Source organism: Flavobacterium sp. CAU 1735 (assembly GCF_039888695.1).
Lineage (GTDB): Bacteria > Bacteroidota > Bacteroidia > Flavobacteriales > Flavobacteriaceae > Flavobacterium.
This window is the reverse complement of sequence record NZ_JBDQQQ010000002.1, coordinates 52,802-75,299: the sequence shown is the minus strand read 5'-3', so window position 1 is coordinate 75,299 and position 22,498 is coordinate 52,802. Positions and strand designations below refer to the sequence as shown.

Here is a 22,498-nt window from a genome sequence, read left to right as displayed (position 1 = left end):
ACATGGTAAACCTACTTTTTTAAAATTACTGTTATACAAAGTATTATTTAAATTTATCAATGATTGATTTGAAAATGTCAAGAATTTTTTCTTGTGGAATTTTTTCAATTTCGATATCCTCAGTTTTAGTTTTTTCTTTCTTATAGGATAATAGTTTATCTATTAACTTCATTTCAACTTCGCTTAAATTATCATTTTGCATTAGTTGATATGTAATAAACGTCTGTGATTTATTTAAATACTCTTCATGGAAATATTTATAATCATTTATTAGTGATCGGTATTGCTTTAATAAATAAAACGCTATTGATTGTATAAAAAGAAGAATCAGTGTTGGCCTAATAGTAATTGACAAATAGTTTACACTGTTTGTTTCACCTTTAAATTCTGGTAGTGTAAAATAAAAAACTAAAATACCGAGGATAGCCATTAATAGTCCGAGAATTAACATTAAAGTTGAACGATTATACAATTCTAAAGATTTACGCTCAGCTTTTGTTAAATCTACATAGAGAATTGAATCTAATATATTGTCAAATTTATAGGTATTCAAATTTGCTTCTATTTGATTAACTAATTTTTTTAACTGTTCAATTTCTTTCTTATCAATCTTATCATCCTTTAATATTTCTTGAGCTAATTTAATTGCATCTTTGTCAGAACTTAAATTATCAATAGCATCTTCTACTTTGTGTCTATCCTTATTACCAATTCGATTTCGGAAATAGAAAAAAATCCAAAAAGAGATAATGATGAATAAAGCTATAATGATATAATCATATCTAAAACGTCGATTAAAATCATATTTGGTTTTTAAATAATTTCCATATTTAATACTGTCTTCATTTAATTCTGATTTAGAAGACTGTATTATACTACTTAATTTATCGAAATCAAGATAGAAAGTTGTTGTTATACTTTCAAGTTCTATGACTGGTGATGTAATTTTTTCCACAGGAATTGAAAAAGAATATTTAACCTTATCATTTTTTAGTTTGCTAAGAATGATATATTTTTTAATTTCATTACTCTCTCGTGAATTTTCTGCAATAGAATCAATTTGAGCGAAACCTTTATCTAGATAAAGCGAATCTAATTTATGAAATAATTGATCTCGAAATTTTGTTTCATTTTTTCGAATTTCATATTGAACATTTTCTTCGTTTAATGCTGATTTGGAAGACACTGTTAAGTCATCATTCGAATTCCAGTCTATAATAGAAATTATAAAAAGTGTTATTGGCAGTATCCCAATAAAATAAGGCAACAATGAAGATATTGTTCGTGATAAGATTTCTTTTATTAGACTTTCTGCTGGTTCTTCGAATTCCATGTTTATAGATTATGTTTTTTTTTATAATTTTACCGAATGTTCTCTACATTTCCGACGAAGCGGAGATGAAGGCGGGTATCCTTTCTTAGTCAGACAAGCACTTCAATCAACTAAAAGTCATAGCTAACATTATTTTTAGGGAAACTCTTCACATATTTTTTAGTAAAAAACTATACTTTCGCTAATTAACTTAATAAGATTATCATATACAGCAACAAAATAGCAACACAGTTAAACCCGAAAGAAAGTAATTTATAAATAATAAAGCAATACGTGTTTTTACCTAATTTAATCATTCATAGAATGTTTTAGATAAACTAAGAAAGTTTTCCAATGTATTTTTATGTAAGCAGTAGGAAATATAAACCCCTAAAACGCAAAAAACTCCAACAGAAATGTTGGAGTTTTAAAAAGTTGTGGGCGATGAGGGGTTCGAACCCCCGACCCCCTCGGTGTAAACGAGGTGCTCTGAACCAGCTGAGCTAATCGCCCTTATGTTTCAACCAACATACTTGTTGCTGATTGCGGGTGCAAATATAGACAAGATATCCGACTTTACAAGCCTTTTTTAAAAAAATATTCTTTTTTATTTTTTTGATGCTGTCTTTATTTCTTCGGCTAACTTATAAAAAGGAGCCATTCACTACTTATCTTCCTCTTTTCCAAGACTTGAGATGATTTCAAACAATTCCTTTCTTGAAATATCCGACTTTATTTCAATATCCGGAAACATTCCCAAACTGAAAAACGACTGACACTTTTGTACAAAATCCAGGTATTTTTCATCGTCAAGAGCTTCGAAATCCGCAACGGAATCCGGATACGATTCACCCATCAATGCATCGTTAATTTTTTCTGATGGATAATTTGGGTTATTCCACCAATCATCGCCCTGCTCTTCCCAAATATTGATCATTCCAAGAAGTTGTAACGGATCTTCCGCATTAAAGTCCCGGTTGTCTTTTTTCGCAAAATAGGTTCCGACAGTCCGATCATCGGTATTGTTTGGATATAAGAATAATTCATATCCCTTTCTTTTGATAATCGTTAAAGCCCTATTGTATAAATTGATATGAGCGGTCATTCTTGAAATAACGTGCTTATCCTGCATTAGCTAACATTTGAATAATTAGTATTGTCTATACTAGCTGTTTCGTTGTTTTCTTTTCTATAAAGAAGTAAAAGCAATCCTAAAGAAAAAAGCAGGCAGCTTAACAACATATATAGTCCATTTTTCATTATAAAAAATGAAACACCTACGGCTGGTGCGCCAAGTATAACCATTAAGGCTTTTAAAGTATGCGTCTTGATAAAGTTTGCTGCATGAACTGCCAATCCAATAAAAAGCAAGGATGGGCCGATAATAATAAACGGATACAAAATTGACGGAGTATTGCTGATGTGTTCACTTAATTGCATTCTGGCAGTATCGTCATCTCCAAAGCTCCACATTATAAAGTCAATCGTACAAAGACCGATATGGGCAATAACGCCTAATGCCGTTAGAAAAGACGCAAAAGTATTTAGTTTGTTTTTCGGAAATACCTTATTAAAGGAAAGTAGTAATACCGCTCCAATAAGGTTAAACCAATGTGCAAAATCTATGGGTTTCTGAAAAAAAGCCAATTTAGCCCCTTGAGAAAACAATATATAGCTAGCAACAAAGAACAATAATCCGATCAAACAAATACTTTTTGGTTTCATAATTTTTCTATAATGGCAATTATTTTAATCTTAATTAGGGATGACACTTATATTCTAAACATAATGCTTTGACCTATTTATTTCGTAAAAAAAGAAATAGAGTCGCATTTCGTAAAAACTCTTTCGCTAATGTAAGTATTTATTGTAAAAAAATACCATAAATAAAATATGGTACCCGAAACCTCTTAAACACAAAAAACTCCAACATTTCTGTTGGAGTTTATCTTTTATATACGATTCGACTTTACAAGTGTTTTAAAAAAATAATTACTCTTTTTTTACATCTTTTACGACCACCCTGTCGCTATAATTGATCACCTCTACTATAATATCCTCATTGTTAGCATTTCTACCTTCAACAATATACAACTTTCCTTTATCCATAGGAACGTTACTTTTTGAAAAATCGACATCTCCATGCTGTAAGGTCTTTTTAATATCTTCTAATGATACCCAATTTTCAGCAAATTTTGCTGTGGTTGCATCCGAATACGTAATCGGTTTACTTCTCAGATCCTTTAAAACCCGACAGTTTGGCAAATAGCAAAACTCCGTTTTTTTCTCTTTAAAGAAAAATGCCAGGAACATCGATCCTAATAATAAACCAAATAAATAATACGCCAGACGGAATTTGAATTTCATAATCTTTTAATTTGCTGCAAAAGTACTATTTGTTTAGCGCTATGCCAAACAACAGTTGCTAAAAAACAATCAGATTGATATCGCGGTACGGAATCGAAAACCAATCGGATATGGATCGGTTGGTCAGAATACCGTGATAAAAATAAATCCCATACTTTAGCGAGCGATTGCAACGGATCGCACTTTCCACACCGCCATCTTCGGCAATTTGCAATAGAAACGGCGTAATAATGTTACTAATCGACATCGAAGCTGTTTTGGAATAGCGCGATGGTATATTCGGTACACAATAATGCACCACATTATGCTTGATAAAAGTCGGCTTTTCGTGTGTGGTGATTTCTGATGTTTCAAAGCAACCACCGGTATCAATACTAACATCGATAATAATGGCACCGCGTTTCATATTTTCGACCATCGTTTCCGACACGATAATCGGAGCGCGGTTTTTCCCTTTCATACATCCGATGGCAACATCGCAACGCATTAAGGATTTTAAGAGTGATTTTTCCTGTATGGTAGACGTGAAGATACGTTGGTTTAAGGTATTTTGCAGTCGGCGTAGTTTGGTAATCGAATTGTCGAACACTTTTACACTGGCGCCTAATCCGATGGCTGTTCGCGCCGCATATTCGGCTACGGTTCCCGCACCAAGGATTACGACTTCAGTGGGACGTACGCCGGTTATATTTCCGAGTAAAAGTCCTTTTCCGAATGATTGGTTGATCATTAACTCTGCTGCGATCAGTACCGATGCAGTACCGGCAATTTCACTCAGCGATTTTACTGCCGGATACGAGCCGTCTTCATCGCGGATAAATTCAAATGCCAGTGCGGTGACTCTTTTTTCCGCCAAAGCCTCAAAATAGGCCTTACGCTGCGTTTTAAGCTGTATTGCCGAAATCACCAGTGTTTGCGGATTCATCATATGGATTTCGTCTATCGTAGGCGGTTCCACTTTTAAAATCATCGGACAACTAAAAACCTTTTTACGGTCTTTGGTGATTTCCGCACCCGCTTCGCTATATTCCCGATCCGTAAAACTGGAACTCTCTCCCGCTCCGGCTTCAATTAATACGCGATGCCCATGAAATACAAGCGAATTAACCGCATCCGGTGTCAGACATATTCTTCGTTCCTGATAAGAGATCTCTTTGGGTATCCCGATAAAAAGCTCACCTTTTTGTCTGGCGATTTCTAACTTTTCTTCTTGTGGAAGTAATTGTTGTCTGGTAAATGGGGTCAATGACATGATTTTACGCAATAATTTGCACTAATGTACAACTTTTTTTGTGATAAATGACTTATTAACAAACGGCTTACGGGCTAATTTCGCAGCTCCAGTAATCGCTTGCCTCCCGGTAGTAATTTTATATGGATGGCGGCATGATCGATCGGAATCAGATTGGGCGTTTTTTCCGGCCATTCGATAAAACACCAGTCGCCCGAATAGAAGTATTCGTCGATTCCCATGTCGTACGCTTCCTCTTCATTATTCAATCGGTACAGGTCGAAATGATAAATGCGTTCTCCGTCGTGGCCTTCGTATTCGTTAACCAATGAAAAAGTCGGACTACTCGCCATATCCCGCACTCCTAATGCACTGACCAATGCTTTGATCAATGTCGTTTTTCCCACGCCCATTTCGGCGTGAAACGTAACTACTTTTTTCAGGTTTTGCGACAAGATTTGTCGGGCTACATCCTGGATCTCTTCCAGCGCGAAAGTTCTTTGCATAGTGCTCTCCATATTGAACAAATATAATTATTTTATCCAAATGATATTACATAATTTCTTACATTAAATCGGATCAAAAAAGGGCTTTTTTAGCCCTTTCTGTTTTTTATTTCGGATTAAAAATCAATAGTGGAATGATCATCTCCTCTAGCGAGATTCCTCCGTGTTGGTAGGTGTTGCGGTAATAACTCACATAATGGTTATAGTTGTTTACATACGCCAGAAACAGGTCATTTTTGGCAAAAATATACGAACTACTCATATTGATCGCCGGCAAACCTATTTTCTTCGGATCTTTTACCGCATATACGTCTTTGTCTTCATAGGTAAGACTTCGACCGGTTTTATACCGCAGGTTTAAACTTGTATTTTTATCACCAATTACTTTCGACGGGTTTTTACAGTTAATCGTTCCGTGGTCGGTGGTTAAAATCAACTTAAATCCTAGTTGTTGTGCCTGCTGAATAATTTCCAGTAACGGCGAATTTCGGAACCAGCTCAGCGTTAACGAACGATAGGCTTTATCGTTCGAAGCCAGTTCTTTTACAACATCCATTTCGGTTTTTGCATGGGATAACATATCCACAAAATTATAGACAATCGTGGTCAGATCATTACTTTTTAAGGTCTTGAAGTTATCCACCAGTTTTTTACCGTCTTTAAAATTCGTAATTTTATAGTATTCCTGTTTGATGTCGATGCGCAGTCGTTTTAACTGTTCCGCTAAAAATTCGCCTTCGAACAGGTTTTTACCGCCTTCGTCCACATCGTTTTTCCAGTATTGCGGATACATTTTTTCCATATCCAATGGCAATAATCCGGAGAATATCGCATTACGGGCATATTGTGTTGCCGTTGGTAAAATCGAATAATAACTAATCTCTTTTTCCAGTTTATAATGATTGTTTACTACGCTTTCAAAGGCTTTCCATTGATCATAACGTAAGTTGTCGATCACCACAAATAATATCGGTGCTTCTTTTTTACGGATTTCCGGCACCACCATTTCTTTAAATAACTGGTGGGACATTATTGGCGCATCGGCTTTCGGATCAAACCAGTTCTGGTAGTTCTTTTCGATAAATTTACCGAATTGGGAATTGGCTTCCAGTTTCTGACTTTCCAGAATTTCGACCATACTCTGATCTTCGATATTTTCGAGTTCCATTTCCCAGAACACCAAACGTTTGTATAGGTCAATCCAGTCTTCAAAAGAATTTACCATCGCCATATCCATCGCAATTTTCCGGAATTCTTTCTGGTAATCCAACGTTGTTTTTTCGGAAACCAAACGCGAATGATCCAGATTCTTTTTCAGACTTAACAAAATCTGATTCGGATTTACCGGCTTGATCAAGTAATCCGCTATTTTAGATCCAATAGCTTCCTCCATGATGTATTCCTCTTCACTTTTCGTGATCATAATCACCGGTACCGCCGATTTTTTCTCTTTAATTTCGGACAACGTCTCCAGTCCGCTTAAACCAGGCATGTTTTCATCCAGAAAAACAATATCGAAATTTTCTTCGTCGAATATATCAATCGCATCCTGACCATTGTTACAGGTCGTTACGCTATATCCTTTTTTCTCCAGAAATAATATGTGCGGCTTTAACAAATCAATCTCGTCATCCACCCAAAGTATTTTAATCGTGCTCATATGTGCTTGGTTTAGTAATTCTACTGCAATTTATTGTTTTAAGAACTCAACGAGGTTAAATTTATTATAAAACTAATCCCGGTTTATCGTTATTTTTCACGCCTTTTCGCTATAACCATTCCGATGCGGTTTCGTATTGCTCCGGGAAATAGGTTAGATATTGTACCATTCGCGGATTTGTTCCGTGGTTGGCACTCGCACAATGCGGTAAAGCCTGATGCCAGATCACAAAATCGCCTGCTTTTCCGGTAATCGGAATGGCTTTTAAGGTTCGTAAAGCAACTTCCCGCGGGTTTTCCTCTTCTTTTAATCCGGACATCCATTTGCCTATTTCGTTATGAAAACCGGGTACGCAGTGAAAAGCACCATCTTCCGGCCCGCAATCCGTAAGGTACAACAAGCCCTGTAATCCGAACGGAATAGGTTGTTTTAAGCTGACATCCCAATGCAACGGACTTCCGAGAAAATGATAGGAATCCGTTTCCGGCGGGTTAAAACTTACTTTATCGATGGTTTTATAAATTTTATCCGTGCCATATAATTGTTCGTACGCCTTGCGAATACGTGCGGAACTGCGGTTTTTATTCAGTGTTGGATGATCGCTAAAGGTAAGCATCAAACCTCTTTGTTCTTCATGCTGTCGGTACCAGCCATCGCGATCATCTGGCTGTAGTGCCAGAAAATCCCATATCGCCTCAACCGTTGCTTTACAATCTTCATCCGAGATGGCATTTTGTAAAACGAGATAACCGTTTTCCTGCCAAAACTGTAGATCGGCTTCGGATAAAACAGCAGTTGTGATGGTTTCCGACTGAGACATCGTATCAGTATGACGGTTTGCGATCCAATCGTAAAACTGATACAATTCCGGTTTTTCAAAATACAGGTAACGCATGACTTCTTCTATTCCGACACCATATCGGTAAAGGGTCTCCAACTCCTGATTCCAACTTTCCGGATTGGCTTTTTCAGGATATAAAGCCCGCGTCCAGAGTTGTTCTAAAATCTGATGTTCCATAAGGTTTCTAAAAATCGTACTCAAAAATAAAGATTTTTATTACTAATTTAACTTTTAGACCGATACTTTTACACTCAAAATGCACTATTATTTTGATTCTCACAATCCACTTTACAAAGAATTCCGTTTTTATCCGTTAGGACACTTTTTCAAAAAGAAAGACTAGCCTCTTTTTTGTACTAAAAAATGATGTATCTTTACCGTCATGAAATGGCTAACAGTCCTTTTATCGTTCTACTTTGTCCTGCTTGCCAGCATACCTTGTGCGGATGCAGCGACAGGTCATACCCATTTCCGGGTACAAAACGAAACACCTGTTGACCATGAAGGACATTCGCACGAAAAACAAGGCGATTTGTGTTCTCCATTTTGTGTGTGCAACTGTTGCGGAGCGCAGATTATGAATTATGCGCCTGCAATTGCTTTTGCAGTACAACCGATCACTCCTGAAATTACAACACCGACACCAAGCTACCAGTCCGTATTCTATTCCGGTTACTACGGTAGTATCTGGCAACCCCCTCAATTGGTATAATAGCCCTGCAATAGCGGGGTAAGAAGTCATGTAGCATTGCTACCCGATACAGGCATTTCCTGCCTATTCTTATTTATATTATACGAAAACATGCTTGATAAAATAATTCATTTTAGTATCAACAATAAATTTATTGTTGGACTATTTACCCTTATACTAGTAGCGGTGGGTGGCTATTCGGCCTACACCCTCCCTATCGATGCCTTACCGGACATTACCAATAATCAGGTACAGATCATCACCAGTTCCCCTACACTGGCCACTCAGGAGGTTGAACAATTTATTACTTATCCGATCGAACAGGCGGTCAAACCGATCCCAAAAATCGTCGAATTGCGTTCTATCAGCCGCTTCGGACTGAGCGTTGTGACCGTTGTTTTTGAGGAAAGTGCCGATATTTACTGGGCGCGTGCTCAAATTTCGGAACGTCTTAAAGAAGCCGAAAACACCATCCCAAAAGGTGTCGGATCGCCCGAAATGGCTCCGGTTAGTACCGGTTTGGGTGAAATCTACCAATATGTGGTTTTCCCTGAAAAAGGCTATGAAGAAAAATACGATGCGACACAACTGCGTACCATTCAGGATTGGATCATCAAACCGCAATTAATCGGTACCAAAGGAGTTGCGGAAGTAAATACACTTGGCGGCTACCTGAAACAATATGAAATTGCCGTTCAGCCCGACAAGCTGAAAAGTATGAATACGACCATTTCGGAGATATTTGATGCCCTCGAAGTAAACAACGAAAATACCGGCGGTGCTTATATCGACAAAAAACCGTATGCCTATTTTATCCGTGGTATCGGAATGGTAAACGGTATCGACGACATCAATAAAATCGTAGTTAAAAACCAAAATGGTATTCCAATCCTTATCCGCGATGTTGCTCAGGTTCGCATTGGTAGCAGCATTCGTTACGGTGCTGTGACCAAAGACGGTAAAGGCGAAGAAGTGAGCGGTATGGTGATGATGCTAAAAGGCGAAAACAGCGGTCAGGTCGTAACCCGAGTAAAGGAAAAAATGGAGCAGATTAAAAAATCGCTTCCCGAGGGTGTTTCAATCGAACCGTTTATGGATCGTACCCAACTGGTTAACAAAGCGATCTCTACGGTAGAGAAAAACCTGATTGAAGGGGCCTTAATTGTAATTTTTATCCTGGTTTTACTACTCGGAAACTGGCGCGCCGGACTAGTTGTCGCTTCGGTTATTCCGCTTTCATTACTATTTGCCATTTCAATGATGCGCATGTTTGGCGTTAGCGGTAACCTGATGAGCCTTGGAGCGATCGATTTTGGGCTAATTGTAGACGGAGCGGTTATTATCGTCGAAGCGATTATTCACCGATTGCAGGTTGGTCGTAAGGGCGCACTGACCAAACAACAGATGAACGAAGAAGTCTTTCAGGCGGCTTCCAAAATCCGTAGTAGTGCCGCTTTCGGGGAAATCATTATCCTGATTGTATATCTACCAATCCTTGCATTAGTTGGTATCGAAGGAAAAATGTTTGGACCAATGGCACAAACGGTATCCTTTGCCATTTTGGGCGCCTTCATTTTGTCACTAACTTATGTTCCGATGATGAGCGCACTGGTGCTTAAAAAGGAAACCGGACATAAAAAGAATATCAGCGATACGATTATTGAAAAACTATATCGTTTTTACGCTCCGATTTTAGAGAAAGCCCTACGCGCCAAAGCCGTTATTATCGGTGTGGCGGTTGCTTTATTTGCCGCGGCATTACTCCTTTTCAATACACTGGGCGGCGAATTTATCCCAACGTTAGACGAAGGTGATATCGCAACGCACTTGATCATCGCTTCTGGAAGTTCCTTATCGCAGGAAGTCGAAGCAACAACCAAAGCCGAACAGATTTTAAAGGCCAAATTCCCGGAAATCAAGATGATCGTAACGAAAATCGGCAGTGCCGAAATTCCAACCGATCCAATGCCGATAGAAGCCGGCGACATGATCATTCTTTTAAAAGATAAAGAGGAATGGACTTCGGCTACAACTAAAGAGGAGTTGATGGAAAAAATGGAAAAAGCACTGGAAGATATTCCGGGTGCGACAACCGAATTTTCCCAACCGATTCAGATGCGTTTTAACGAGTTGATGACCGGTGTTCGAAGCGATGTCGCCATTAAAATTTTTGGTGAAGATATCGATATGCTCGTTAGCAAAGGCGATGAAGTGATGCAGTTGATTCAGGGAATTCCGGGCGTTTCGGATGCCAAACTGGAACGTGTGGCCGGTTTACCACAAATTACCGTTCGGTATAACAAGGACAAAATGGCGTTATACGGTTTAAAAATCGGTGATCTGAATAAAGTGATCCGAATGGGATTTGCCGGTGAAGCGGCCGGATTGGTCTATGAAGGCGAAAAACGTTTTGATCTTGTGGTACGTCTGGAAAGCGGCAGTCGACAGGATATTTCCAATTTAAAGGCACTTTATATCACCTTACCGTCCGGAAATCAGATTCCATTGGAACAGGTTGCCGATATCAATTATGAAGACGGACCGATGCAAATTAGCCGGGAAGATGGAAAACGACGTATCGTGGTTGGTTTTAACGTACGCGGTGCGGATGTCAAATCGGTCGTGGAAAAAATCCAGCAAAAACTCGATGCCCGACTTAAACTTCCGGATGGCTATTATGTGACCTATGGCGGTCAGTTTGAAAACCTGATTGAAGCCAATAAGCGACTTGCAGTAGCCGTTCCGGTAGCATTGGCTATGATCTTTATTCTCTTATACTTTACCTTTAAATCGGTACGTCAATCCCTATTGATTTTTACGGCAATTCCACTGGCCGCAATTGGCGGTGTTTTTGCACTTTGGTTGCGAAATATGCCGTTCAGTATTTCGGCCGGAGTGGGCTTTATCGCCCTATTTGGAGTCGCCGTACTTAACGGAATTGTACTGATCGGTTATTTTAACCAGTTAAAAAATGAAGGAATGACCAATATTTACGACCGGATTCGCGAAGGAACCAAAGTGCGATTACGACCGGTAATTATGACCGCTGCTGTAGCTTCTTTAGGTTTCCTTCCAATGGCCATCAGTTCCAGTGCCGGTGCCGAAGTTCAAAAACCATTGGCAACCGTGGTTATCGGCGGATTGGTAACAGCGACCTTATTGACCTTAATTGTGCTTCCGATTTTATACCTCTATTTTGAAAAAGGAGCCTCTAAAAGTAACTCCGATAATCCGGAAAATAACACATTATGAAAATGATATTCAATATAAAAACGAATAGTATACTACTTAAATATACAATTCAAATAATAACACTTTTAGCGTTAATTATCATCCCAATAAAAACAAACGCTCAAGTAAATCTATCGTTAAAAGAAGCGGTAGAAACAGGGATGAAAAACAACCTGGGCATTCAGGCTTCCGAACTGGAAAGCAAGATGCACAATCAGTTGACACGCTCGGCTTTTGAGGTTCCGAAAACCGAATTATCCGGTACGTTTGGACAGATTAATTCGAATGCTAAGGATAAGAATTTTGGTGTTTCCCAAAGCTTTAATCCGTTTCAATATGGTGCTAAAAAGAAATGGCTCAACGAAAATAATGCGGCCGGACAATTAAAAGTCAAAGCCACACAGCAGGATATCACGTTTAACATCCGCCAGGCATGGAATACCATGTTGTTTTATAGCAAACAAAACCAATTGCTAAATCAGCAAAATCAGCTGATGGAAAAATTTGTACGATCGGCTTCCCTAAAGTTTCAGACCGGTGAAACCAATTCGCTCGAAAAGACGATTGCTATTGCCAAACAACAGGAATTACAGCAGCTGATCAAACAAAACGAAGCCAAACTATGGGTGGAAAAGTCAAAAATCAAAACGTTGATCAACCGGGATTCCGACTTCACTCCTGCTGATACCGCTTTTGTTCCGATGGTGACTTTGGCTGTAGCCGACAGTTCGCGATTAAAACAGAACAGCAACCTGCAATTGGCCACGCAACAGATTCAGATTGCCGAAGCCGCAAAAAAGGTCGAAAAGTCCGCTTTTTTCCCGGATATTACTGCGGGTTATGCGATTCAATCCATTACCGGAACTCAGGAAATAAACGGACAAAGTGTAGACTATGACAATGCCTTGCGTTTTCAGACGTTTTCGGTAGGTATTGCCATTCCGATTTTTGCCGGTAGTACTGTTGCGAAAACCAAAGCCGCACAAAGTAATATCGAAATGCAGCAAAAAAATGCCGCTTATGTGGAAAGTCAGTTAAAAAGTCAGTTCCAACAACAGTTTGAGGAATTAAAAACCTATCAGTCGCTGGTCGATTATTATCAGGGAACGGCTTTACCAAATGCTAAAAAAATCAGTACCAATGCGACAAAAGCCTATCAAAACGGTGACATTTCGTATGTAGAATATGTTCAAAGCATTGAAACCGCCTTAAACATCCGACTGAATTACAGCAATGCCATCCATAATTACAACCAAACTGCGATTAATATCCAGTATTTAATCCACCAATAATACCATGAAAAAATCCAATTTAATATACCTTAACATTGCCGGCCTTCTGATTATCGGTGCCATTTTGTATTTTAGTTTACGTCATGATCATACTAGTGAAGACGGTCATGATCATACCGAAACGGAAGCTGCGGAAAAGCCCGGAGCGGATAAAGAAGTTGAACTGAATGAAGCTCAGTTTAAAGCAGCCGGCGTAACATTGGGAACCTATTCCCTAAAAAACCTTAGCGAAGTTATTAACGCTAACGGTTATACCAAACTGCCACCACAAAATCAGGCCGATGTTTCGGTTCATTTACAAGGTGTTGTTAAAACGATTTCGGTGATCGAAGGGCAATTTGTTCGAAAAGGTCAGGTTCTGGCAACGATAGAAAGCCCGGAATTCACTAAATTGCAGGAAGCGTATCTGACATCGAAAAGCAATCTTGAATTTTTAAGTCAGGAGTTCGAAAGACAGAAAACACTGAGTGAGGAAGAAGTCAATTCGAAAAAAGTATTTCAGAAAACAAAAGCGGAGTACCAGATCGAAAAGGCGCGTTTTAATTCCTTAAAACAACAATTAAGCGTTCTTAATATACAATCGGGCAATACGGCTGTGGCTACGGTTCCCATATTGGCTCCTATTTCGGGTTATACAACCGAAATCAACGTAAAAATAGGTAGTAATGTCGAAGTCGGTAAACCGATTCTTAGCATTGTGGACAATTCTAAATTACACGTTGACTTGTTGGTTTACGAAAAAGACCTGCATAAAGTAAAACAGGGTCAGAATGTACAGCTAGTACTTACCAATCAGGACAATACCGTAATTAAAGGAACAATTTTCAGTATCGGTAAGGCATTTGAAAATGAAACCAAATCGGTTGCAGTACACGCCGACATCAATAACGAGAAAAATGCATTGATTCCGGGAATGTATGTCAACGCGTTAATCGATATCGGGACAAATGCCGTTAATTCCCTTCCGGTGGAAGCCATAGTAAAGGCAGATGGTCGTGAATTTATGTTTGTTTTGGAAGAAGGTCACGAAGAGCCGGAACACGATACAGAAAAAGGACATTCCCATGACGATGGCCACAAACATGATGATACCGAAGAAAATCGTTTTCATTTCCGCCGAGTGGAAGTAAAAACCGGAACTTCGCAATTGGGCTATATTCAGGTTACGCCATTAACAAAAGTCGCTCCCGATGCTAAAATTGTTTTAAAAGGCGCTTATTATATCCAAAGTCACCTGTTAAAAACAGAAGGCGGCGGCGGTCATTCGCATTAAATCAAAAAAGATGGAAAACTTTTTAAAAATATATTTACCCGTTTACCTTTTGTTATATCTATTGGTAACATTTGTGATTCCTACCTATCGCACGTATAAACAAACCGGCATTAATCCGGTAACGTTCGGGAATCGGGATAATGCCCATGATTATATCGGTTTTGTCATGAAATTTTTAATTGTACTACTGTTTGTCGCAGTAGTACTTTTTTCCTTTGGTGGCAAACTGTATCATTATTCCGTTCCGGTACCCTATCTTGAAAACGAATATCTAAAAATTATCGGGCTATTCCTGATTCATATCGCCTTGTTATGGGTGATGATCGCACAATATCAGATGCAAAATTCATGGAGAATCGGTATAGATGAAACACATAAAACCGAATTGCGTACCAACGGTATTTTCGGAATAAGCCGAAATCCTATCTTTTTAGGAATGATCATTAGTGTTTTGGGGCTTTTTATGATAGTTCCCAATGCCTTGACATTTTTCACAACATTGGCGACTTATTTTATTATTCAAGTACAGGTACGACTGGAGGAAGCCTTTCTGACAAAGCAACATCCGGTAGATTATCCAAAATACACGCAAAAAGTAAAACGTTTTTTATAACCACTAACCTTAAGAAAATGAGAATTTTATTTTTAATTACCTTTATGATGCTTACTTCATTCACAGTCAATGCACAAGCGCAAAAAGCCGTTATCAAAACGACTATTACCTGTGATCACTGTAAAGAATGTGAAACCTGCGGACAATTGTTTGAAAAAAAACTAATCCGTCAGAAAGGGGTACAAATGGTAGCACTTAATGAAAAAGAAATGACCATTACCGTATTTTTTAACGCCAAAAAAACAGATCTTTCCGCTATACGAACTGCTATTAGTCAGCTGGGTTATGATGCCGACGATGTTAAAGCCGATCCAAAAGCTTATGAAGCCTTAGACGGTTGCTGCAAAGTATAAAAAACGGATGATCATTTATTCCTAATCCGAAAGTATTATGAAAAATGAAACACACAAACACGCTACCAACGGCGCAGATTGCTGTTCTGCTGATGCTAAAATAAACAATCAAAAAAAACAAACCCATGATCACGACCATGATCATGGGCACGATCACAATCACGACGAGGTTGCCGGATGGAAAATGTTCCTACCGGCAATCCTGTCGTTCGTATTGCTAATGATCGCAATTGGAATAGACAACTATTTCCCTATCGCAATATTCACCGGGTGGGTTCGCGTTGGCTGGTACCTACTGGCCTATTTACCCGTGGGTTGGCCGGTACTAAAAGAAGCAATCCAAAACATGCGTAACGGAGCCTTTTTTACCGAATTTTTCCTGATGTCGATCGCAACACTGGGGGCTTTCTATATCGGGGAATATCCCGAAGGTGTGGCCGTAATGCTGTTTTATGCAATCGGTGAACTGTTCCAGACACTAGCCGTAACCCGTGCTAAATCGAATATTAAAGCCTTATTGGATCAAAGACCGGACACCGCAACGGTTATGGTCGATGGTAATCCGGTAACAAAAAAAGCAGCAACCATAACCATTGGTGAAATTATCCAACTAAAACCGGGCGAAAAAGTAGCCTTGGACGGTATTTTACTATCAGATTCGGCTACTTTTAATACAGCCGCCTTAACCGGCGAAAGTAAACCCGATACCAAACGCAAAGGTGACACGGTACTAGCCGGAATGATCAACCTCAACACTTCCGGTTTGGTCGAAGTAACAACTGCATATACCGACAGTAAATTGTCCAAAATTTTGGAGATGGTTCAGGAAGCAACAGCCAAAAAAGCCCCAACAGAATTGTTTATCCGTAAATTTGCGAATATCTACACCCCTATTGTGGTGTTTCTGGCTATCGGAATTTGCCTGTTACCGATGCTCTTTGTTTCCGATTATAATTTTAACGACTGGCTATACCGCGCACTCGTATTTCTGGTAGTTTCCTGTCCGTGTGCCTTGGTTATCTCTATTCCATTGGGCTATTTCGGCGGAATTGGTGCCGCCAGTAAAAATGGAATATTGTTTAAAGGCTCTACGTTTTTAGACACTATGGCTTCTATTCAGGCCGTAGTGATGGACAAAACCGGAACATTAACCAAAGGTGTTTTTAAGGTACAAGAGGTAGTTGCTTCGGGCTATACGGAACAAGAACTGGTACACTATACCGCTGCTTTGGAAACACATTCTACGCATCCGGTAGGAACGGCAATTATTGCGTATGCAAATGGTGGAGAAAAAGGTATTCCGGTAACCGAAGTGGAAGAAATTGCAGGACACGGACTAAAAGGTCGTATAAATGGTAAAACCATTCTGGCCGGAAATGTCAAATTGCTTCAAAAATTTAAGATTCCCTACGATACGGCTATTGAAAATACACCTTATACTATTATTACCGTTGCCATAGACGGACAATATGTCGGCTATTTTCTGATTTCGGATGAAATTAAGGAAGATGCGCCTCAGGCGATTGCTAATCTTCACCAACTGGGAATTCAAACCGTGATGCTATCGGGTGATAAACAAGCTGTTGTATCAGCTGTAGCCAACGAATTGCGTATTGATACGGCCTATGGCGATTTGTTACCGGAAGATAAAGTACGTCAGGTACAACAATTAAAAGATCGGAACCTAAAACTGGCTTTTGTGGGCGATGGTGTTAACGATGCTCCGGTAATTGCGTTGGCCGATGCCGGTATTGCTATGGGCGGACTGGGTAGCGATGCGACTATTGAAACGGCCGATATCGTCATTCAGAATGATCAACCATCGAAAATTCATACAGCAATTGCGATTGGTAAAAAAACCAAACAAATCGTATGGCAAAATATCGGTATGGCCTTTATTGTAAAAGCAGTCGTATTGATTCTTGGTGCCGGCGGACTCGCAACCATGTGGGAAGCCGTATTTGCCGACGTTGGCGTCGCTTTATTAGCGATTCTGAATGCCGTTCGGATACAAAAAATGAAGTTTTAACTTCTTAGAGTACACCTGACAGGTTTTGAAAACCTGTCAGGTGTTACTTTTTAGCAACAATCGTAAAATAGTATAACTCTTTCTCGAAATACTACAACAGTTGTATACATTCCGATCGATACCTTCGCATTTTAAATGAATTTATATGACACCCTTATCTCCTATTGAAACCGGTAAACAATTGCGAAAACCGGATGGCGAAAACGGAATTGCGATCGGTCGCGATATGAACCGTTCCAACCGTCTGATGTATACCGACCTTTTTACGTTACTCCCCCTTAACGACCTCGACACCGTATTAGAAATCGGTTACGGAAACGGCATGCATTTTCCCGCTTATTTCGTGCCCGGAAAAGCCATTACCCTTTACGGAATGGACTATTCGGAAGTAATGCATCAGGAAGCTTTGCAAAATAACGCTTCGTTTGTTGCTGTAGGATCTATAATCCCGGAATACGGCGATATTATAAACTGTTCCTATCCCGATAATAAATTTGATCATGTTATAGCATTAAACACGGTTTATTTTTGGGAACCATTGGAAAATTATCTGAGCGTACTTTTCCGCATTCTAAAACCCGGTGGAAAATTATATATCGGTTATCGTCCGAAACACGTCCTATATCAGCTCGATTTTGTCCAAGATGGCTTTGCGTTATACGATGCCGGTTTTTTAAATGATCAACTTGAAAAAGCCGGTTTTGAAATTGTACAGGAACACCAGCATAATTATTCCAAAATGACGGTTAACGGTCAGCCGCTTGAAAGTACCGATCTGGTAACCGTTTGTATAAAAAAAGAGGCTTAGAAAATTGAGGTTGTATGCCTGACGTTATTCTTAAATAGTAAGCTATATTAAACTTGTTGATCATTTAACTTATAGTATAATGTCATAACTACTGCCTCTTTTTTGCTTAACTTATTCTATTCTTTTTAATGATTATTCGCTATAATGTTGGCGCATTATTTCAATTCTTTCCTGATTATTTAGAACATTGTATATCCATAGTCCCAAATTCGAATCTTCTTCATCTTCTGTATACCACAATGTAGAAATCGGTTCCTTTTCTTCCGTCGAATACCGAATTATTGTCGTTTTATCATCCCTACTATTATAAAAAGTAAGTAATGCTTCTTTATCCAAAACCTGATAGTCAACTTTAATATTCTCGTTATTGAAAAAATGGAATTCATTATTAAAATAAAGGTATATTTTGTTTTCAAATGAGACTAGCATGATTAATTCTCCATTTAGATAATCAAAATACCCTTTTTGAGGCAAATGATTTATATCTTCTGATGGATCGATGGTTGTAACTAATGCCAATCTATTTGTCTCAATTACTATTTTAGCATTGTCATTTGAAATTTGTTTTGCTATTATTCTCATTGTATAAACTTATTTCAGAACGAGACATTTATAAAAAAAGAGGCTTAGAAAAGCCTCTTTTAATTATCCTCGGATCAGTTTTTTGTATTTGATACGGGTTGGTGTTAAATCGCCACCAAGACGTTTCTTTTTGTTTTCTTCGTAATCGGAGAAACTTCCTTCGAAGAAATAGACCTGCGAATCACCTTCAAAAGCCAGGATATGCGTACAAATCCTGTCCAGGAACCAACGGTCGTGGGAAATTACTACCGCACATCCGGCGAAGTTTTCCAAACCTTCTTCCAACGCACGAAGCGTGTTGATATCCAAGTCGTTCGTAGGCTCATCCAGTAGCAATACGTTTCCTTCTTCTTTTAAAGTCATCGCCAAATGCAAACGGTTACGCTCTCCTCCGGAAAGTGTCGACACTTTTTTGTTTTGATCACTTCCACCAAAGTTAAATCGGGACAAATACGCTCTTGAGTTTACCTGACGACCACCCATCATTACCAATTCCTGACCATCGCAGAAGTTTTCCCAGATGGATTTATTCGGATCGATATTCGAGTGCGACTGATCGACATAAGCGATTTTAGCCGTGTCTCCGATAACAAATTCGCCATTATCCGGTGCTTCTTCTCCCATGATCATTCGGAAGATCGTTGATTTACCGGCACCATTCGGACCAATAATTCCTACGATTCCCGCTTGTGGCAAGGTAAAGTTTAGGTTTTCATATAATAGTTTGTCACCAAAAGCTTTCGAAACGTTTTTCGCTTCGATTACATTGGTTCCCAAACGCGGACCATTCGGGATGTAGATTTCCAGTTTCTCATCCAGTTCTTTTTGGTCTTCGTTTAATAATTTATCGTAGTTCTGTAAACGGGCTTTTTGTTTTGTCTGACGCCCTTTGGCTCCCTGACGCACCCAGTCAAGCTCGCGCTCTAATGTTTTTCTACGTTTGGAAGCTACTTTTTCTTCCTGTTCCATACGTTTTGATTTCTGATCCAACCAAGACGAATAGTTTCCTTTCCACGGAATACCTTCACCGCGGTCTAACTCCAAAATCCATCCGGCTACATTATCCAAGAAATAACGGTCGTGGGTTACAGCAATTACCGTTCCGGCATATTGTTGTAAGTGTTGCTCCAACCACAGTACGCTTTCCGCATCCAGGTGGTTGGTAGGCTCATCCAGTAACAATACATCCGGCTGTTGTAATAACAAACGACATAAAGCTACACGACGACGCTCTCCACCGGACAATACTTTGATTGGGGTATCCGGTTCCGGCGTACGTAAGGCATCCATTGCGATTTCCAGTTTGGTATCCAGTTCCCACGCGCCTACCGCATCGATTTTGTCCTGAAGTTCAGCCTGACGGTCCATTAACTTCTGCATCTTGTCGGCATCTTCGTATACTTCCGGTAAACCGAACATATCGTTGATTTTGTTAAACTCGTCCAGAATCGCAACCGTTTCGGCTACTCCTTCGCGTACGATTTCAATAACCGTTTTGGTTTCGTCCAGTTGCGGTTCCTGCTCCAAATATCCAACCGTATAACCCGGTGCAAATACAACATCACCCTGGTAGTTTTTATCTACTCCGGCAATAATTTTTAATAAGGATGATTTACCAGAACCGTTTAATCCCAGGATACCAATTTTGGCTCCGTAGAAAAAGCTCAGGTAAATGTCTTTTAAAACCTGTTTGTTCGTGCTCGAGTAGGTTTTACTTACCCGGGACATCGAAAATATTACTTTCTTATCGTCTGACATATCAAAATGTGTTTAGTGTCTGTTCAGACAGCAAATATAAGTGAAATACGATAGAATAAAAATTACTGGAAGATTTATGGTTTAGTATTTATTTTATCTGAATTTAATTTATTTTTTAGTGTCTTTATAGACATATCATTTCTATTTCTATGGAGCATTCTATGACAATTAGAACAAACTAATGCCAAATCTTCACTTTTCGTTTTTTGAGAGACGTGATAAGTTGAAAGTTGTTTTATATGATGGCATTCTATAAAGCCCTTTCCTACCTCTCCATATGTCTTATAAAAATCAAAACTACAAATTTCACATTCCAATTTCCCTGTCTTTTTGAGAACGTCTCTCTTTTTTGATTCAATTAATTTCGAGTTTCGTTCTCTTGATTTATGTAATTTATATATTATTTCTCCTTCAAATGCTTCATTAATAATATCACTATCTTCATCTTCAATTTTATTTAACTCTTTTAAAACTTCAACTTCTTGAAGTGAATATTCAATTATAGATGAAATTCTTTCAAGTTCATCTAACTTATCACAAAACTCAAAAAAAGTTTTTTCATCCAGTTTAGAATAACTTTGAAGCCCTTTAGCTGTTTTAGAAGGATCAATCGCAGTAAAATTACTTAACTTCATTGCGACACCATTTGAATTCCGAAAACTCTCTGCTTTTACCTCTTTAGGATGAATCGGTAACTTATTTAAAGTTTTTGACAACGCTATTATTTTAGGATTGTCACTCACAAAAGACCCTGAATTTTGATCAAAATAAAGATTAAGCGTCAAAATTAATTCATCTCTATGCCATTTGGGACTACGCGTTTTTTTCATGGGGGACAGAATTGAACCTATAAAGGTTTTCTATAGTACTTAAGTATTATTTTTATAACTATTGATTTGTTAAACATACAAAAAATAGCATTATTTAGATTATTACTTTATAAAACATTATATTACTAAATAAAATAGCATCTTAAATAATATACATTTATAAAATCCCTAAAAATACTATTCTTGTAGGATCATAAATACTATCATGATTCTATCGCGCGAGAATCGTTAAGATGATTCAACAACGAAAAACAAACAAAAAAAATAACCCAAACCCTTTAAAAGCTTCAGGAATAACAACAGCTTATATACGCCAACATAAAAAACGGTGACCTAATAGTCACCATTTTTTTAACGGATTACCGAAATACCGGCATCCACTTTTAGTTCTGTTCCATGAATATAGGAGGCTTCTTCTGAAGCGAGAAATAGTACCGCCTTGGCAATTTCCGAAGGTTCACCCTGTCGTTGAAACGGAATCGTCGGGATTAAGGATGTTACAGCACTTTCAATCTGCTCGGCTGTAAGTCCTGTATTGCTATAAATATTGGTCTTAATATGACCGGGACTGATCCCGTTTACGCGAATCCCTTTAGCTGTTAATTCGGCTGCAAAGGTTTTAATAAACGATTGTACCGCCGATTTTGCCGCGGAATACACCGAAAAATTAGCCATTCCTACTTCCGTCACAAAAGAAGTATTAAAAACAATACTGCTTCCCGGTTGCAATAACGGCAAGAGTTGTTGTACGGTAAAAAAAGGCCCTTTCACCAACATATCAAACAACTCGTCAAAATGAACCTCATCGGCCTGTTCGATAGTCGCAAACCGACCGTAACCGGCATTTAAAAAGACCAGATCAAGAGTATCGGTATAGCTATATACCTGTTGTTGCAATTGCATCAGGTCCTGCATATTGCCCGCATTGGATACAATACCGTGACAGTTTTGCCCTAATAATGCGACGGCTTTATTTACTGTCTCGGCACTACGCCCGGTAATGATCACCTGTCCGCCTTCGGCTATACACTGACACGCGGTGGCTAGTCCCATACCATTGGTTCCGCCGGTTATCAATGCAAATTTGTTTTGAAATCGCTGCATGGTTTTTATTTTTAATT

At 38.8% G+C, this 22,498-nt stretch carries 18 protein-coding genes, 1 tRNA gene and 1 pseudogene; 7 read left to right on the top strand and 13 right to left on the bottom strand.

Annotation, left to right across the window (positions count from 1 at the left end; genetic code table 11):
- Positions 1–43: 43 nt before the first annotated feature.
- The 9 genes from AAFN64_RS07465 to AAFN64_RS07425 form a co-directional block, all read right to left on the bottom strand.
- On the bottom strand, positions 44–1,333 hold the full coding sequence (locus AAFN64_RS07465; protein WP_347759971.1) for a hypothetical protein: 1,290 nt from the start codon (positions 1,331–1,333) through the stop codon (positions 44–46).
- 417 nt (positions 1,334–1,750) lie between these two features.
- Positions 1,751–1,825, bottom strand: a tRNA-Val gene (locus AAFN64_RS07460).
- A gap of 151 nt (positions 1,826–1,976) precedes the next feature.
- Positions 1,977–2,444: a hypothetical protein gene (locus tag AAFN64_RS07455; RefSeq protein ID WP_347759970.1), complete on the bottom strand. Its 468-nt coding sequence runs from the start codon at positions 2,442–2,444 to the stop codon at positions 1,977–1,979.
- Complete coding sequence (locus tag AAFN64_RS07450) at positions 2,444–3,037, bottom strand: hypothetical protein (protein ID WP_347759969.1); 594 nt, start codon at positions 3,035–3,037, stop codon at positions 2,444–2,446. Before AAFN64_RS07450 ends, AAFN64_RS07455 begins: the two co-directional genes overlap by 1 nt.
- Before the next feature lie 267 nt (positions 3,038–3,304).
- Positions 3,305–3,679: a DUF4258 domain-containing protein gene (locus tag AAFN64_RS07445; RefSeq protein WP_347759968.1), complete on the bottom strand. Its 375-nt coding sequence runs from the start codon at positions 3,677–3,679 to the stop codon at positions 3,305–3,307.
- Between the two features lie 58 nt (positions 3,680–3,737).
- The gene (locus AAFN64_RS07440) at positions 3,738–4,931 is read right to left on the bottom strand and encodes an alanine dehydrogenase (RefSeq protein ID WP_300487181.1); all 1,194 of its coding nucleotides are present in this window, start codon (positions 4,929–4,931) and stop codon (positions 3,738–3,740) included.
- A gap of 74 nt (positions 4,932–5,005) precedes the next feature.
- Positions 5,006–5,416 (bottom strand): tRNA (adenosine(37)-N6)-threonylcarbamoyltransferase complex ATPase subunit type 1 TsaE, encoded by a 411-nt coding sequence (tsaE, locus tag AAFN64_RS07435; RefSeq protein WP_300487184.1) that lies wholly within the window; start codon positions 5,414–5,416, stop codon positions 5,006–5,008.
- Between the two features lie 106 nt (positions 5,417–5,522).
- A complete protein-coding gene (locus tag AAFN64_RS07430; protein WP_300487187.1) occupies positions 5,523–7,076 on the bottom strand; it encodes a bifunctional response regulator/alkaline phosphatase family protein in 1,554 nt (517 codons plus the stop codon).
- A gap of 109 nt (positions 7,077–7,185) precedes the next feature.
- Positions 7,186–8,118, bottom strand: a complete 933-nt coding sequence (locus AAFN64_RS07425; protein WP_347759967.1) for a phytanoyl-CoA dioxygenase family protein — start codon at positions 8,116–8,118, stop codon at positions 7,186–7,188.
- A gap of 181 nt (positions 8,119–8,299) precedes the next feature.
- Between AAFN64_RS07425 and AAFN64_RS07420 the strand changes: the two genes are divergently transcribed.
- From AAFN64_RS07420 to AAFN64_RS07390, 7 genes and pseudogenes are all read left to right on the top strand, one after another.
- Positions 8,300–8,629: a DUF6660 family protein gene (locus AAFN64_RS07420; protein ID WP_347759966.1), complete on the top strand. Its 330-nt coding sequence runs from the start codon at positions 8,300–8,302 to the stop codon at positions 8,627–8,629.
- Between the two features lie 90 nt (positions 8,630–8,719).
- A pseudogene (locus tag AAFN64_RS07415) lies at positions 8,720–13,131 on the top strand (CusA/CzcA family heavy metal efflux RND transporter).
- A gap of 4 nt (positions 13,132–13,135) precedes the next feature.
- Positions 13,136–14,404 carry an efflux RND transporter periplasmic adaptor subunit gene (locus tag AAFN64_RS07410; RefSeq protein ID WP_300487196.1) on the top strand — a complete coding sequence of 423 codons (1,269 nt, stop codon included), beginning with the start codon at positions 13,136–13,138 and terminating at the stop codon, positions 14,402–14,404.
- Between the two features lie 10 nt (positions 14,405–14,414).
- Complete coding sequence (locus AAFN64_RS07405; RefSeq protein ID WP_347759965.1) at positions 14,415–15,017, top strand: isoprenylcysteine carboxylmethyltransferase family protein; 603 nt, start codon at positions 14,415–14,417, stop codon at positions 15,015–15,017.
- A 17-nt stretch (positions 15,018–15,034) separates the two neighbouring features.
- Complete coding sequence (locus tag AAFN64_RS07400; protein ID WP_300485039.1) at positions 15,035–15,370, top strand: cation transporter; 336 nt, start codon at positions 15,035–15,037, stop codon at positions 15,368–15,370.
- Between the two features lie 37 nt (positions 15,371–15,407).
- The gene (locus tag AAFN64_RS07395) at positions 15,408–17,399 is read left to right on the top strand and encodes a heavy metal translocating P-type ATPase (protein ID WP_347759964.1); all 1,992 of its coding nucleotides are present in this window, start codon (positions 15,408–15,410) and stop codon (positions 17,397–17,399) included.
- 145 nt (positions 17,400–17,544) lie between these two features.
- Positions 17,545–18,207, top strand: a complete 663-nt coding sequence (locus AAFN64_RS07390; RefSeq protein ID WP_347759963.1) for a class I SAM-dependent methyltransferase — start codon at positions 17,545–17,547, stop codon at positions 18,205–18,207.
- Positions 18,208–18,339: 132 nt separating this feature from the next.
- Here the strand turns inward: AAFN64_RS07390 and AAFN64_RS07385 are convergent, their stop codons facing one another.
- From AAFN64_RS07385 to AAFN64_RS07370, 4 genes are all read right to left on the bottom strand, one after another.
- Positions 18,340–18,789 carry a hypothetical protein gene (locus AAFN64_RS07385; protein ID WP_347759962.1) on the bottom strand — a complete coding sequence of 150 codons (450 nt, stop codon included), beginning with the start codon at positions 18,787–18,789 and terminating at the stop codon, positions 18,340–18,342.
- Between the two features lie 63 nt (positions 18,790–18,852).
- On the bottom strand, positions 18,853–20,547 hold the full coding sequence (gene ettA / locus AAFN64_RS07380) for an energy-dependent translational throttle protein EttA (protein WP_300485045.1): 1,695 nt from the start codon (positions 20,545–20,547) through the stop codon (positions 18,853–18,855).
- A 74-nt stretch (positions 20,548–20,621) separates the two neighbouring features.
- Positions 20,622–21,377 carry an HNH endonuclease gene (locus AAFN64_RS07375; protein WP_347759961.1) on the bottom strand — a complete coding sequence of 252 codons (756 nt, stop codon included), beginning with the start codon at positions 21,375–21,377 and terminating at the stop codon, positions 20,622–20,624.
- Positions 21,378–21,728: 351 nt separating this feature from the next.
- On the bottom strand, positions 21,729–22,481 hold the full coding sequence (locus AAFN64_RS07370) for an SDR family oxidoreductase (RefSeq protein WP_347759960.1): 753 nt from the start codon (positions 22,479–22,481) through the stop codon (positions 21,729–21,731).
- Positions 22,482–22,498: the final 17 nt, after the last annotated feature.

Coding starts and splice junctions, on each gene's coding strand:
- AAFN64_RS07430 (WP_300487187.1), bottom strand. CDS start 7,076: ATGAGCACGATTAAAATACTTTGGGTGGATGACGAGATTGATTTGTTA.
- AAFN64_RS07445 (WP_347759968.1), bottom strand. CDS start 3,679: ATGAAATTCAAATTCCGTCTGGCGTATTATTTATTTGGTTTATTATTA.
- AAFN64_RS07450 (WP_347759969.1), bottom strand. CDS start 3,037: ATGAAACCAAAAAGTATTTGTTTGATCGGATTATTGTTCTTTGTTGCT.
- AAFN64_RS07455 (WP_347759970.1), bottom strand. CDS start 2,444: ATGCAGGATAAGCACGTTATTTCAAGAATGACCGCTCATATCAATTTA.
- AAFN64_RS07465 (WP_347759971.1), bottom strand. CDS start 1,333: ATGGAATTCGAAGAACCAGCAGAAAGTCTAATAAAAGAAATCTTATCA.
- AAFN64_RS07385 (WP_347759962.1), bottom strand. CDS start 18,789: ATGAGAATAATAGCAAAACAAATTTCAAATGACAATGCTAAAATAGTA.
- AAFN64_RS07400 (WP_300485039.1), top strand. CDS start 15,035: ATGAGAATTTTATTTTTAATTACCTTTATGATGCTTACTTCATTCACA.
- AAFN64_RS07410 (WP_300487196.1), top strand. CDS start 13,136: ATGAAAAAATCCAATTTAATATACCTTAACATTGCCGGCCTTCTGATT.
- AAFN64_RS07375 (WP_347759961.1), bottom strand. CDS start 21,377: ATGAAAAAAACGCGTAGTCCCAAATGGCATAGAGATGAATTAATTTTG.
- AAFN64_RS07395 (WP_347759964.1), top strand. CDS start 15,408: ATGAAAAATGAAACACACAAACACGCTACCAACGGCGCAGATTGCTGT.
- AAFN64_RS07405 (WP_347759965.1), top strand. CDS start 14,415: ATGGAAAACTTTTTAAAAATATATTTACCCGTTTACCTTTTGTTATAT.
- AAFN64_RS07370 (WP_347759960.1), bottom strand. CDS start 22,481: ATGCAGCGATTTCAAAACAAATTTGCATTGATAACCGGCGGAACCAAT.
- AAFN64_RS07390 (WP_347759963.1), top strand. CDS start 17,545: ATGACACCCTTATCTCCTATTGAAACCGGTAAACAATTGCGAAAACCG.
- AAFN64_RS07440 (WP_300487181.1), bottom strand. CDS start 4,931: ATGTCATTGACCCCATTTACCAGACAACAATTACTTCCACAAGAAGAA.
- tsaE (WP_300487184.1), bottom strand. CDS start 5,416: ATGCAAAGAACTTTCGCGCTGGAAGAGATCCAGGATGTAGCCCGACAA.
- ettA (WP_300485045.1), bottom strand. CDS start 20,547: ATGTCAGACGATAAGAAAGTAATATTTTCGATGTCCCGGGTAAGTAAA.
- AAFN64_RS07420 (WP_347759966.1), top strand. CDS start 8,300: ATGAAATGGCTAACAGTCCTTTTATCGTTCTACTTTGTCCTGCTTGCC.